Genomic DNA, 14,202 nt, shown 5'->3' with positions numbered 1-14,202 from the left:
AAGTGCCCGCAATATTAGCGAGCACTTTCAAATAGTATTACAAGGAATTATTTCTTCCTTTTTTTGCTTTTACCATTTGCATTGGTAGCTACTTCTTTTTTAGGATGTACTAATTTCATTTCGTCAATCAGATGTGTAGCACCGGCATATTTATCAACAATGAACAATACATAACGAATATCAACCATAATATTTCTGCAAATTTCTGGATCATAATAAATATCACTCATGGTACCTTCCCAAACACGATCGAAATTTAATCCTATAAGATTTCCATTAGCATCAATAGCAGGACTACCTGAATTACCTCCAGTAGTATGATTTGTTGCAATAAAACATACAGGCATTTCACCATTCTCACCATATACCCCATAATCTTTTGCATTATAGAGTTCAATTAATCGCTGCGGCACATCAAATTCATAGTCTCCTGGTACATACTTTTGCATTACTCCTTCTAAAGTAGTAACAGGGTGATAATATACTGCATCAGCAGGGCTATATCCTTTTACCTGACCGTAGGTAACACGTAAGGTACTATTGGCATCAGGGAAAATACGTGCCTCCTTAGGACTAAGCTCTAAAATTGCTTTCATATAGGTACGCTGTAAGGCTGATATTTCCAGATTTATCGCATCGTATTTAGGAGCGATGTCATTGGTATATATATCTGCCATGGCTTTCAATAACTGGTATCCAGGGTCTGCTTGCATTTTTTTAAGTACTGATTCTGCATCTCCTGATAAAAGATTAGAAATACCCTCATACGTAGTAAGTGCAGATTGAGAATAAATGGTATTGGTCAGCGAACTTATATCAGCTGCCTTTAAAGAAGCAGGCACAAACTGTGAAGGTGCTCCTTTGCGATACATAGCAATTAGTTCATTAAACACCTCTTTATCAACGGTACTACTATAGTCCTTATAAAGGCCTTTTAGTGAACTTAACTGATTCTCTTTTCTATCCATAAAAGATTGCGCTCCTCTGGCATTATATAGGGCCTCCAATTGATATAATCTGTATCCCACAGTAAGTAATTCCACATTTCGAGTAGCAACTTCCATAAAGTATTCTCTTCCTACGGCATAAGGCGCTATTTCTTTATACAGCGTTTGAAAATCATTTAAAAGATTTCCATAGGTAGCCTGATTACCAGAGGCAGCCACCCTTTTCATAAAAGTTGCCTCATCCGCTTTTTTAATGGCAATCGCATTGGATTTTTTTAAACCTAAATTCTCACCGATCCATTTCTTCCAATAATTAGCTATGCGAGCATATTTAGAGGCATATTGAATTTTAATGGCCTGATCATTTCTCATAAATCCATCTTGAATTTTAAGAGCAGCATCACGAATGGCAATGCGAGCAGGATTTAAATCATTCACAATTTGCTCAATTGCTACAGCTGGCAAATACTCCTGTGTTCTTCCAGGATATCCAAAAACCATTGTAAAATCATTCTCAGCAACTCCATCTAATGAAATTGGCAAGAAATGCTTTGGAGTATAGGGCACGTTGTCCTCTGAATATTCAGCCGGACGGTTGTTCTTATCTGCATAAATACGGAACAAAGCGAAATCTCCTGTATGTCGAGGCCATACCCAGTTATCAGTATCGGAACCAAACTTCCCTATTGAAGATGGCGGAGTCCCTACAAGACGTACATCCTTAAATGTTTCTACTACAAAAAGCATGTATTGATTGCCCTCATAAAATGCACGTACTCGATTTTCTTGCCACTTTTCTTTTGGTGCCGTGAGTACTACATTTTGAATATTTTGTTGAATTTTCTTTTGTTTTTCAGCTTCTGAAGAAAGACCATCAGTACCTTCTATAACCTTGGTTGTAACATCTTCAATACGTACAATAAAAGTAGCCACTAAGCCTGGATTTGGCAACTCTTCTGATTGATTCATAGCCCAAAATCCGTCTGCCAAATAATCATTGGTTACAGTTGAGTGTGACTGAATTTGTCCATAACCACAATGGTGGTTTGTTAGTAATAATCCTTTAGGAGAAATTACTTCTGAAGTACATCCATTGTTGAAATGCGGAACCGCATCTTTAAGACTGGATGTATTCACATCATAGATATCTTTGGGAGTCATTTTCATTCCCAAAGCAGTCATTTCATTTTCGTTCATTCCCTCTAACAAGGAAGGGATCCACATACCGCCCTGCTGTGCAAATACAGGAAAGGCTACTAATAAAAAAAGTATCTTAAAAAGTCTCATAGATTTGTATTTGTATTATACCCCCGCAAGATACCATTTTTTTGATGTTTGCCCTTTAATTGATATCAGTAATTGGCGTTAAAATTGTAGCTTCTAATCACCATTCAAAAATTATTTCTTTGGCGAAATACCCCACCAACTATTCATTTATTCCATGTGAAATTAAGTGAGCTCTCCTTTTCGTAAATACCGATTATATTTGCTCTTAGTATTTTTACTTTTTTTTAATTCAAACATATGACCTCCTTTAACAGAAAAGCACATTGGGAAAATGTATACCAAACTAAAGAACTTACACAGGTAAGTTGGTATGAACCCACCCCACATACACCGCTAGACTTTATTAAAAAACACTTTTTAGATAAAAATACGGCCATTATTGATATAGGAGGAGGTGACAGTTTCTTGGCAGATCACTTGCTCAAGGATGGTTATACAAATATTACCGTGTTAGACATTTCAGGTGCTGCACTAAAGCGTGCTCAAGAACGTCTAGGAGAAAATGCGCATTTAATAAGATGGATTGAAGCTGATATTACTCAGTGGGAACCCCAGGAAACGTATGATTTTTGGTATGATAGAGCAGCCTTGCATTTTCTAACTGATCTCCAAGATCAGAAAACCTACTTTTCCACAGCTAGCAAAGCCGTTACTATTGGAGGAAAAATGGTAATTGGGGCATTCTCTACTCAAGGTCCCTTAAAATGTAGTGGTATAGAGATACAACAATATGATGAAAAGTTGCTCACTGCTTTGGCTGAACCAACATTTAAAAAAGTACATTGCTTCACACAATTTCACACCACCCCCTCTGGTAGTCAGCAACATTTTATATTCTGCCATTTCAACAGGGTATAACTTATCTTTCCGTCAATTCCTGGGAAATTGATTCGAGTTCATTGATTATATCAGTAAGCCTTCTCTTTTCCTTGGTAAGTACCTTTGGGCCTAAAATAAAATATGCAAATAGCATCCATGCCATGTAAAGAACTACAAATACAACTACATAAGTTCTGGGTAAGGCTGCAAAAGACTCTATAAAGTAAATGGCGAAAGCAACATTAAGTGCTATAAAATAAAGAGGCCCATTCCAACGATTTTGGATACTACGCAATTGATAGTAGTCCTTCCATCTTTTGAGATGAATTATAGGTGGGTCTGTTTCAGATATTGATGTAAGTCGTTGTCTGTTTTTTACTAATAAAAGAGCTTGTCCCAAACAAACAATTACTATTAGAATCATTGCTGTATAGGTGTACCAATGCACAAAATTCAAATGGACAAAAAGCGCCATCCATAAAATGAATATCCCTGTAAGGAACAACATAACCGCACCTACGGTTAACTCCCGTATGAGTTTGGATTTTATCCCAGAAGTTTTTCTAAGGAAATTACCCTCTGGTACTTTTTCATTTGTATGCTCCCAAATATCTTGTAATGATTTAAAGTCAGTCATGATACAATGCTGTTAATTCCTTTTTAATACGATGAATCTTAACACGTAGGTGTGTTTCTGTAATACCTGTTATCATTGCAATTTCGGCATAGGCTCTCTGTTCCAACACCAACATAATAAGTACCCTGTCAGATGCCTTCAACTTACTGATACAACCATATAATTTTAAAATCTCTTCTTCTTTTTCATTGGCATTGGTTTCCTCCGAGTATTCCTGAAAACCTTCTATGGGTACGGTAGTGATAGCCACCTTCTTTTTACGTAAATTCAACAAACAGGTATTTACAGCTATCCTATATATCCAGGTACTCCAGGAGGCCTCTTCTCTAAATGACTCTAAATGATTCCAAACAGAAATAAAGGTCTCTTGTAGCAAATCCTTAGCCAAGTCTGTGTCCCCAGTATACCCTAAACAAAGTTTATGGATGCTACTTCCATACTGTTTATATAAACTGGTGAATTTTTTTTCTTTGGCAGTCATACTTTAAAAATAGTGCAATATTATCCGAGTTGATGGTAAATAGCCCAAAGAATACCTACTAAAAGTTTTAAAACATAAAATATAATTGTTCTCATAACATACACAATTTATATTCTTTGGATACACCTTCAGAAATATTGTTACAAAAAATACCTCTTTTTTTTACAACAAAAGCCTTCTAATAATTTAGAAGGCTTTTGCTTTATTTCGAATAAGAATTCCTATTCCTTGAAATGAAATCGAATGAACACCGGAAGATGATCCGATGGATAACGGCAATCTTTATTATCACTTAGCACGGCATGGGTATCAACTTCTATAGCCGAACTAACGAAAATATAATCAATACGTGTAGTTACGGGTGAATGAAAATCAAAATTATTGAAAGTTCCTTCAGGACCAAATACCTGGGCAGCTATCTCCTTAGAATCGGTAAGCTCCTTTTGGATCTCCTCTATACCTTTATGCGATGGTTCCATATTAAAATCCCCACTGAGTACCACAGGATACCCTTGGCTATTTAAGGATTTAATTTTTTGTAAAATTAAAACCGCACTGTTCTTTCTGGCTATTTCTCCAATATGATCGAAATGGGTATTAAACATCCAAAATCGTTCTCCAGTTTTCTTGTTCTTAAAAAGAGCATAGGTACAAATTCGGTTATAAGCGGCATCCCAACCAAGGGATGGTTTTTCAGGTGTTGGAGACAACCAGAAAGTACCAGAATCTAGTACATCAAACAATTCCCTTTTATAAAATATGGCGGAATACTCCCCTTGCTCTTTACCATCATCTCTACCAACCCCAATAAAACTGTACTCTGGTAATACACTGCTCATATCACCCATTTGATTTGGTAACGCCTCTTGAACTCCTAAAACATCAGGCATATGAAACCTTATTTGTGCCATAAAAAAAGGTTTTCTATTGGCCCAACTGTTTTCTCCCTCTTTAGGATAGTCCAATTTTATATTATAACTCATCATTGAAAGTTGTTGACCATGAACAACTGTAACAAGTCCTAAAAAAAGTATCCACACTAAACTTTTCATACCTATTCTACATAAATAATTTCACTCTTCTCAGAAATACCATTCTCATTAAAGGATTCTACTTGCATATAGTAGGACTGGTTTGTCGTCAATGCTCTCAATTCATAGTTAGGTTCATCATACATCAGGGCAGAAAGGTTTAATTTATCCTTAGAGATCCCCCAATAGATAACATAGCCAGTCGCCTTACTGTCCTTGTCCCAGGTTAAATCAGCATTACGTCTGTCTTTTTGACGAACCACCTTGAAATTAGATGGTTTAGACGGTTTTGCTCCATAGCCATTACCAAACACCCTAAATTCAGAAATCGAAAGATATTCATTAGTGCAATACACATGATTATAACGAATATATCTAGCATCCACTGGCTTTTTTAACTCAATATAACTATGTGGCATGTCTCTTGTGTTTTTGGAATAATCCGCAATTGTTTCCCAGTTAATTTTATCCAGGGAAGTCTGTATCACGAATTGTTGTCTTAAAGTATCTGGACGCCCATAGATATCACTATTATAGTCTTGAAAATTAATCTGAACTGCTTTAATATTCATTTTACTTTTCAAATCCATTTCAACATAAATAGAATCATTGTTCGCTTCAGAAACCCAATAGGAACGGATTTCCTCATCATTAATCTTATTTATTTGAAAGTCCTTAATCTGTTCTAACATGAATCCTGTATCACTTTCATCTACCACATTAATTTCTTTGGTGACCACTCCAGAATTAGTAGTTACAGGCTTCTTATAAGACAATAACATCCAACCTGTGAATCTATGTTTATGATTGTCCACCTTAGTATCAGGTAAATAATGTGGATAATCCCCATAGGCCGTATTTACATACATTTGTCCATTTTCTTCAAAACCTGCAGGATACATTCCAATCCTACGTTCGAACTTATAATTAACAGAAATTGCCATTGTTGCATAATGCCAATAATTTCCATTATTGTCTTGTACAGTACTTCCATGACCAGAGCCTTTTAAGAATCCTCCGGGTTTGTATGAAATTGGATTATAAGGAGCATATTCAAACGGACCAAAAGGGCTCTTACTAGTTCTCACACCATCAGCATATACATTCCATTGGGTTCCAGGAGCTCCATATTCTAGGTAATAGGTATCCCCATGTTTCATCATCCAAGGTCCTTCAATATAAGGTTCTAAGTCAGACTTGTGATCCTGTCCGAAACGCTCCCAACCATGTTTATCAGGCTCCAAAGTAAACAGATCCTTTTGTTCCCCAATGGGTACAAAATAATTATCTGGATCCAGCTCTATAACTCGAATTGGCCATAAATTAGAGGATTCTTCATACAAATACACCCTACCATCATCATCAATAAATAAATCCGGATCTTGAATTTGTCCTGGTACATGTAAAATTGCAAAATTGGTTTTCCAATCTCCCAATTCTGGATTGTCCGTCTCAATTACAGGTCCATACCCTACAGGATCCCCGTAGACAATCAATTTATCCTTGTAAACAGCTGCTGCAGGAGCATTAGTCCCATGGAAATACCAGCTTTGAGGACGTATAAATTTCCAATTTAGCATATCGTCAGAGGCCCAATACCCATGTGAACGAGTAACAAACATATAATAACGTCCCTTAAAATTTACCACTGCTGGGTCCGCACCTGATCGGTAAGAAACCTTATTCTCGGCTCTGTAATGGGACATATAGGAATAATCTATATCTATTGGATTACAGTACGTTTTGTAATCTCGAATACCTTCTGTGTTGTCACCAACTACGGCAGGTGTATCCTGATTATTAGTATTGCAGGAAATAACTCCTAACAATCCTACTAGGGCAAGTGCTTTTTTCATTTCTTTAAAATTGCTCATTAATTTGAAAATCAAACATGTTAAGAAATCGATAGGGAATCGATACATATTTATATTATTTGCCATTGGGCATCAATTACTCAAACTGTTTACTTTTCTTTTTTACTTATAATTTAGTGTCTTTGTCTGTTACCGGATCGTACTTAGTACCTCCCTGACCTCGTAAACGTTCAAAATTTTTATAGGCATCCCTTACCTGTTGTATAGGAGCTGGAGTAAATTCTTGATCGGTCACTTTATAATGTGATTGCAACTCCGCAAGTTTACGTACTAACTCCTCTTTAATACTCACATAGGCAGGGTTATCAATCTGATTGTGAATTTCCTTTGGATCTTCTTCTAAATCATATAATTCCCAGGTATCAATATCATCATAAAAATGCATAAGCTTGTACCTTTTAGTTCGGATACCGTAGTGCTTTTTAACCATATGAAAAGCGGGATAATCATAATAGTGATAATATACCGCCTCTCTAAAATCGTCATGATTTACAGTTCCTTCTAATAAAGGACGTAACGATTTTCCTTGCATGTCCTCAGGTATAGCAACCCCGGCATAATCCAAGAATGTTTCTGCAAAATCCAGATTTTGAGTCAATGCGGAAATTCTTGAACCAGGTGTAATATGTCCAGGATATTTGACTAAAAGAGGCATTGCCAATGATTCTTCATACATATACCGTTTATCAAACCACCCCTTTTCACCCAGATAAAAACCTTGGTCGGTAGTGTAAATGACAATGGTGTTTTTCTCCATTCCATTTTGACGGATATAATCTAAAATCTTACCCACTCCTTCATCCAAAGAGGCAATGGTAGCCAAATACTCTTGAAGATATCGTTGGCCCTTCCACTCTGCCAATTCCCTGCCGGAAAGGTTCGCTGTATGAAAGGCATCATTTTTTGCTGCATACGCGTGGTCCCACTCCTTACGCTGTGCTGCATTCATTCTATCAAAATCGTTAGTCCATGGATTCCAAGCCAGTTCTGAACTACCTTTTTCCTTGGTCATTTTCAAATCATGACCTTCATACATATCCTTGTAAATGGTTTGTAGTTGTTCTTTGGAACCTAGGGAACCTGTATGATTAGTAAAATAAGTATCTGGTAAAGGAAAAACAATGGAATCATATTTATTAACATGACGTAATGCAGGCATCCAATTTCTGTGAGGTGCCTTGTGATGAACCATTAACATAAACGGCTTCTTTCCTGATTTGGCTTTATCTAAAAAGGTAATTGCCTGTTCCGTAATGATATCAGTAGCATACCCTTCTATATCCAATGTATCGGCTTGCTTACCATTTTTCCCTGGAAAAATAAAGGTTGGATTGTAATAATGCCCCTGATCTTCTATTATTTTCCAATCATCAAACCCTTGAGGCAATCCATGCAAATGCCACTTCCCCACCAATGCGGTTGTGTAGCCAGCCTTCTGTAGTATTTTAGGAAAGGTTTGCTGATTCCCATCAAATACATTTCCATTCATCCGAAAACCATTGCGATGACTAAACTTACCGGTGAGTACCACCGCCCTACTGGGGCCACATATAGAATTTGTGCAGAAATTATTTTCAAACAAGGCGCCATCCTTTGCGATTCTATCAATATTAGGTGTGGGAGCTAATCTTCCAACAGCATGTCCATAAGCGCTAATGGCCTGTTTGGCATGATCATCAGCCATAATATAAATTATATTTGGACGTTGCTCAAGTGTAGATTCCGAAACCACTATTGACTCTTTCTGCTTACACCCTACCAAATACAACAATAGCAATAGGATGCCAAAATACCGCTGCTTCATTCTCTTTTTGTTTTTATAACCTTTGTTTGAATAACCTCATTACCTAATACAGTCTGATTAAAAAAACCAAATACTTTGTCCAGTTCTGTAAATGGAATGGCAGAAACCTCATGTCCACCACCCTTCACAATGTGTACATAAAATGGCATTTCAAAAGATTCCAATTTATCCACTATAACATTGGCACCATCCAATATCAAATAGCCAGGTTTCTCAGGAGCACAAAGATGATGTGATGCCGTCCCATAAGGTACCAATCCATCACTAGTACCATGATAAAACACCCCTGGAATGGCATTATTCTTAGTAATGTATTGCGCATTCACCACAGCACCTGCACATGAAAAAATTCCAGCAAATTGTACATCTTGATATTTTTCCAAATGGTCAACAAAATACTCACGCATAAAAACTGCATTGAGTGTCCCTTCAGCACCTGCACTACTTCCTCCAGCAATAATATACCTTGGGTCAATCTTTAATTGCTCCGCATTAGCCACCACAAAAGCGGCCGCATCTAAATAATCAATAGCAGCCTGCTTAAAAGTTTCCATTTTTTCTTCCTTTGGACAGTCACATCCAAAACCAGTTGTGGTCCCTTTACGCAAAAGCCTATAGGATATTGAAATTCCTATATACCCATTCTGTGCCGCATATTTACAAAGCTCCGCATCGTCTATAAAATCTCTTGAACCTATAGAAAAACCACCTCCGTGCATCCATAAAAGTACAGGAAGCCGCTCATCTGGAAGAATATCTTCAGGAGTATAAACATCCAACTTTAAAGTATCCATCCCTTTAACAGTGTAGGTATAGGTGTCTACTGTTTGAGAAAACCCTACTAATGAAAAACAAATAATAAATAGACTGACAATAGGTTTCATGCACGTAAAAATTAGTTGTTCAACAATTCAAAACTTATGGCCGTACCTCCTCCGTTTGCTAGCTTTAATTTCAACTTAGTCTTATGGGACACGGTAAGTGATTGAATCTCGTAACTTTTAGGATTTTCCTTCCAATGGGCCTTTTTTCCATCTCGATAGATAGTTGCTTTGTATTTTTTACCAGGAGTCAAAAAATCCAATTGAATATCAGTAGTACGAGAATGTTCATCAGTAATAGCTCCTAAGAACCAATTTTCCGAGTTTTTATCCTTTCGAACTACCGTAATATAATCTCCAGGTTCTGCTTCAAGATACCTAGATTCCTGCCAGTCTAAAGGAACATCCTTTATAAATTGAAATGCATCCAAATACCTCTCATAGTTTTCCGGTAAATCTGCGGCCATTTGTAAAGGAGAATACATGGTTACATACAATGCTAATTGTTTAGCAAGAGTCGTTTGTACCTGTTCTTTTTTAGAGGCATCATAAATACTCATTTTAATTTCAAAAATACCAGGGGTATAATCCATAGCTCCACCTAATAAGCGGGTGAAGGGTAAAATGGTTTCATGCATGGGTGGGTTTCCATTACTCCATGCATTAAATTCATTTCCTCTGGCAGCTTCAGACGCAAAAAAGTTAGGATAAGTTCTACTATAGCCCGTTGGCCTGGTACTTTCATGTGAGTTAAGTAACAGTTTATTATCAGCCATGCGCTGGGCAACAAAATTAAAATGGTTCACCATAGCTTGACCGTCATGATATTCTCCACGAGGAATAATTCTTCCAACATACCCCGTTTTAACAGCTGGATACTGGTGTTTTTTCATAAGATCCATTGCCCTATCCAGATGTCTTTCGTAATTGCCCACTGATCCTGAAGTCTCGTGATGCATAATCATTTTCACACCCTTTGATTGGGCATATTTGGTGACCTCATCCAAATCAAAATCTGGATAAGGTGTTAAAAAATCGAACACATCTTCTTTCCAGTTTCCGAACCAATCTTCCCAACCAACATTCCAGCCTTCTACTAAAACACCATCAAAACCATGTGTTGCGGCAAAATCAATATATCGCTTCGTATTTTCAGTGGTAGCTCCATGCTTACCTGAAGGTATCAAATCTTGATTTTGAGCGTTTTGAGCATTTTGGCTACCCGCGTAATCCCAAGTTGATTTCCCTACATGCATTTCCCACCAAATACCTACATACTTCATAGGCTTAATCCAGGAAACATCTTCAATTCTATTTGGCTCATTAAGATTGTATATAAGCTTAGAGGCTACAATATCTCGAGCATCTCTACTAACCATGATGGTTCTCCAAGGAGTTACTGAAGGTGTTCTAAGATACGCCTTATCACCAATTGCATTAGGGGTCAAATTAGATACCAATGTAAAATCTGAGGTATCCACATCCAAATGCATAACAGGATAATTAACTACTGCTGCTTCAAAAATATTGAGATATACTCCCTTGGTAGATTTCATCATCAAAGGTGACTGTACTCTAAATCTACTTTTAATAGATTTTAAGGCTATACCATTATCCATTACAACCTTATTATTATCTATTTCAGAAAATAAGGTTTCCATATATGGATATTCCTGACTATCATAATCCCCCGGTATCCAAAATGTTTTATGATCCCCTGTTAGTTTAAATTGAGTGAGTTCATCTGATATCACAAAATAATCAACCTGTTTTTCAAAGGGGAACTCATAACGAAAAGCCACTCCTTCATTGTAGGCTCTAAAAACTATAGTTAGCTTTTTATTGGACCCTTTTTGAACAAGAAAAAATGACTTTTCATTATACTGGTTCCTTATGTTGGATTGTTCTCCTAATACAGGACTCCAAGTTTCATCGACAGCCTTTATTTGACTGTCTATGGTATTAAAATCTTTTGAAAGACGGGTACCATCCTTCAACAATATCCCCAATTTACTAGGTTTTATCACTTCCTTTCCTTCATATAACACCGAGTATATTGGCTCACCTGAACTGGTAAGCTCAAATCTTACAGCTACCTTCTTTGAAGGTGAAAATAGCTCTTGTCCAAAGGTAATTTGAGACATAATGCATAAGAAAAGTAAGGATACTATTTTCATGAGATATTAGTTATCAGTTAATGTAAATGTGGCCATATTTTTGGTATCTGAATTGGTACCAACAAATACCTGAAATTCACCTGGCTCAGCAACAAAATTTAAATCGTAATTATAGAACTTCAAGTCTTCTTCAGTAATGGTGAAGGTGATCGTTCTAGTTTCTCCTTTTTTGAAGGAAACTTTTTGAAATCCTTTCAACTCTTTAACAGGTCTGGTAACAGAACCTACTAAATCACGAATATACAACTGAATTACCTCCTTACCGTCATAATTACCTGAATTAGTTACATCTACAGACACCCCTATAGAACCATTTTTTGACATGTTTTGTGAATTTAACTTCACCTGTGCATAATCAAAGGTGGTATAACTTAACCCATACCCAAAAGGATACAAAGGTGTATTACACACGTCTAGGTAATTCGAACGGAACTTTTCAAATTGACAATTTTCAGTTTTCTCATGATTCAATGGACGACCCGTATTCTTATGATTATAGAAAATAGGAACCTGACCTACATTTCTAGGGAAAGTAGCAGACAATTTACCAGAAGGGTTGACATCTCCAAATAAAACATCTGAAATGGCTAAACCGGCTTCACTTCCAGGGAACCAAACATTTAAAATAGCAGGTACATTTTTGCTTTCCTCGGTTAACACCAGTGGTCTACCTGTGAATAATACTACTACTACCGGCTTCCCAGTTTTTAAAAGTGCATTTAAAAGATCCTTTTGTGCCTGAGGTATTTCTAAATTAGTACGACTACTACTTTCACCACTCATTTCAGCAGTTTCACCGATGGCTGCAATAACCACATCAGATTGTTTAGCAATAGCCACAGCCTCATCCAATAATTGCTTATCAGTTCTACCATCTCTTGGTATGGCTTTACCAAACATGGTTACATTCTTTTCAAATTCTAAATCGTAATCAACATTACTTCCTTTGGCATAAAGAACCTTTGCATTGTCTCCAACAACTGTCTTTAATCCTTCCAATAATGGATTGGACTTATCTTGTTTTGTAGCCACACTCCAAGTACCAGCCATGTTTACAGCCGTGTTGGCCAATGGCCCAACTAAGGCTATTGTTCCTTCCTTTTTAAGTGGAAGTAGGTTATTATCATTTTTCATTAAAACCATTGATTCGGCCCCAACCTTTCGAGCGAAAGCTCTATTTTCCGCTGTGAACACCTCTTTCTCAGGTCTTGATACATCACAATATTTGTAAGGATCATCAAATAATCCCAATTGATACTTTGCCGTCAATATGCGTTTAACAGCAGTATCAATCACGTCTATACTAAGAGTTCCTTCCTCTAATGATTTGCTAAGCGTTGTTAAAAAGCCTTCACCCACCATATCCATATCTGAACCAGCCTTTAGAGCTAATGCAGAAACTTGCTGCAAATCACCCATACCATGCTCAATCATCTCATTAATTCCAGTATAATCAGTCACTACAAAACCATTAAAGCCCCAATCGTCACGTAATAACTCTGTCAATAACCAACGGTTACCGGTTGCAGGAATGCCATCTATTTCATTGAACGATGCCATTACCGAACCTACTCCTGCATCTACAGCGGCCTTATAAGGATATAAATACTCATTGTACATACGAATACGGCTCATATCTACCGTATTATAATCGCGACCGCCTTCTGGAGCGCCATAAAGTGCAAAATGCTTTACACAAGACATCATGGTATTATCCGCAGTTAAATCACTCCCTTGATACCCATGTACCATAGCTTTTGCAATTTCACCACCTAAAAATGGGTCTTCACCATTTCCTTCAGATACGCGTCCCCAACGAGGATCTCTTGAGACATCCACCATTGGTGAAAATGTCCAGTTGATTCCGTCAGCAGTAGCCTCCTGAGCGGCCATTCTTGCCGTCTTTTCAATCATTTCCATATCCCATGAGGCTGATAATCCTAAAGGAATAGGAAAGGTAGTCTCATAGCCGTGGATTACATCCATCCCGAAAATCAAAGGAATTTTCAACCGGCTCTTTTCAACAGCAATTCGCTGTACTTCACGAATCTTCTCAACTGATTTTATATTAAAAAGACCTCCTACTTTACCTTCTTCTATCTTTTTAGCTATATCTGAGCTTTGGGCCTGTCCTGTAGTAATATCTCCAGAAGAAGGAAGGTTCAGTTGTCCTAATTTTTCTTCCAAGGTCATCAAGGCTAAAATAGAGTCTACCTTTTTTTCAAAGGGATTCTCGGCCGATGTACTTAGCTGCTTGTCTTGACATCCAAACAACGAAACAGTTAATAGTACTGCTGCAAGTGTTCTCATTCCGTTTTTCATAT

The 14,202-nt window shown here is 37.2% G+C and carries 10 protein-coding genes; 1 reads left to right on the top strand and 9 read right to left on the bottom strand.

Annotation, left to right across the window (positions count from 1 at the left end):
• Positions 1-47: 47 nt before the first annotated feature.
• Positions 48-2,234: a S46 family peptidase gene (locus PT603_RS02270; protein WP_008239087.1), complete on the bottom strand. Its 2,187-nt coding sequence runs from the start codon at positions 2,232-2,234 to the stop codon at positions 48-50.
• Between the two features lie 237 nt (positions 2,235-2,471).
• Here PT603_RS02270 and PT603_RS02265 point away from each other — a divergent pair, with 237 nt between their 5' ends.
• Complete coding sequence (locus PT603_RS02265) at positions 2,472-3,092, top strand: class I SAM-dependent methyltransferase (RefSeq protein WP_008239086.1); 621 nt, start codon at positions 2,472-2,474, stop codon at positions 3,090-3,092.
• 1 nt (position 3,093) lies between these two features.
• Here PT603_RS02265 and PT603_RS02260 read toward each other — a convergent pair whose 3' ends face one another.
• The 8 genes from PT603_RS02260 to bglX form a co-directional block, all read right to left on the bottom strand.
• Positions 3,094-3,690: a hypothetical protein gene (locus PT603_RS02260; RefSeq protein ID WP_008239084.1), complete on the bottom strand. Its 597-nt coding sequence runs from the start codon at positions 3,688-3,690 to the stop codon at positions 3,094-3,096.
• Positions 3,683-4,171, bottom strand: coding sequence for an RNA polymerase sigma factor (locus PT603_RS02255; RefSeq protein ID WP_008239082.1), 489 nt, complete (start codon positions 4,169-4,171; stop codon positions 3,683-3,685). The genes PT603_RS02260 and PT603_RS02255 overlap by 8 nt, the downstream gene beginning before the upstream one ends.
• A gap of 221 nt (positions 4,172-4,392) precedes the next feature.
• Positions 4,393-5,223 carry an endonuclease/exonuclease/phosphatase family protein gene (locus PT603_RS02250; RefSeq protein WP_008239080.1) on the bottom strand — a complete coding sequence of 277 codons (831 nt, stop codon included), beginning with the start codon at positions 5,221-5,223 and terminating at the stop codon, positions 4,393-4,395.
• A gap of 2 nt (positions 5,224-5,225) precedes the next feature.
• Entirely contained in the window at positions 5,226-7,076 is a 1,851-nt protein-coding gene (locus PT603_RS02245; RefSeq protein ID WP_008239078.1) for a family 43 glycosylhydrolase, read from the bottom strand.
• A 106-nt stretch (positions 7,077-7,182) separates the two neighbouring features.
• Positions 7,183-8,880, bottom strand: coding sequence for a sulfatase family protein (locus PT603_RS02240; protein WP_008239075.1), 1,698 nt, complete (start codon positions 8,878-8,880; stop codon positions 7,183-7,185).
• The gene (locus PT603_RS02235; protein WP_008239063.1) at positions 8,877-9,764 is read right to left on the bottom strand and encodes a carboxylesterase family protein; all 888 of its coding nucleotides are present in this window, start codon (positions 9,762-9,764) and stop codon (positions 8,877-8,879) included. Before PT603_RS02235 ends, PT603_RS02240 begins: the two co-directional genes overlap by 4 nt.
• An 11-nt stretch (positions 9,765-9,775) precedes the next feature.
• A complete protein-coding gene (locus tag PT603_RS02230; RefSeq protein WP_008239061.1) occupies positions 9,776-11,878 on the bottom strand; it encodes a glycoside hydrolase family 97 protein in 2,103 nt (700 codons plus the stop codon).
• 6 nt (positions 11,879-11,884) lie between these two features.
• Positions 11,885-14,200, bottom strand: coding sequence for a beta-glucosidase BglX (gene bglX, locus PT603_RS02225; RefSeq protein ID WP_008239059.1), 2,316 nt, complete (start codon positions 14,198-14,200; stop codon positions 11,885-11,887).
• Between the last annotated feature and the right edge of the window lie 2 nt (positions 14,201-14,202).

Origin of the sequence: Imtechella halotolerans (assembly GCF_028743515.2) — a bacterium.
GTDB classification, from domain to species: Bacteria; Bacteroidota; Bacteroidia; order Flavobacteriales; family Flavobacteriaceae; genus Imtechella; species Imtechella halotolerans.
Note: the sequence above shows the minus strand (reverse complement) of the source record. Positions and strands in the feature narration are given on the sequence as shown.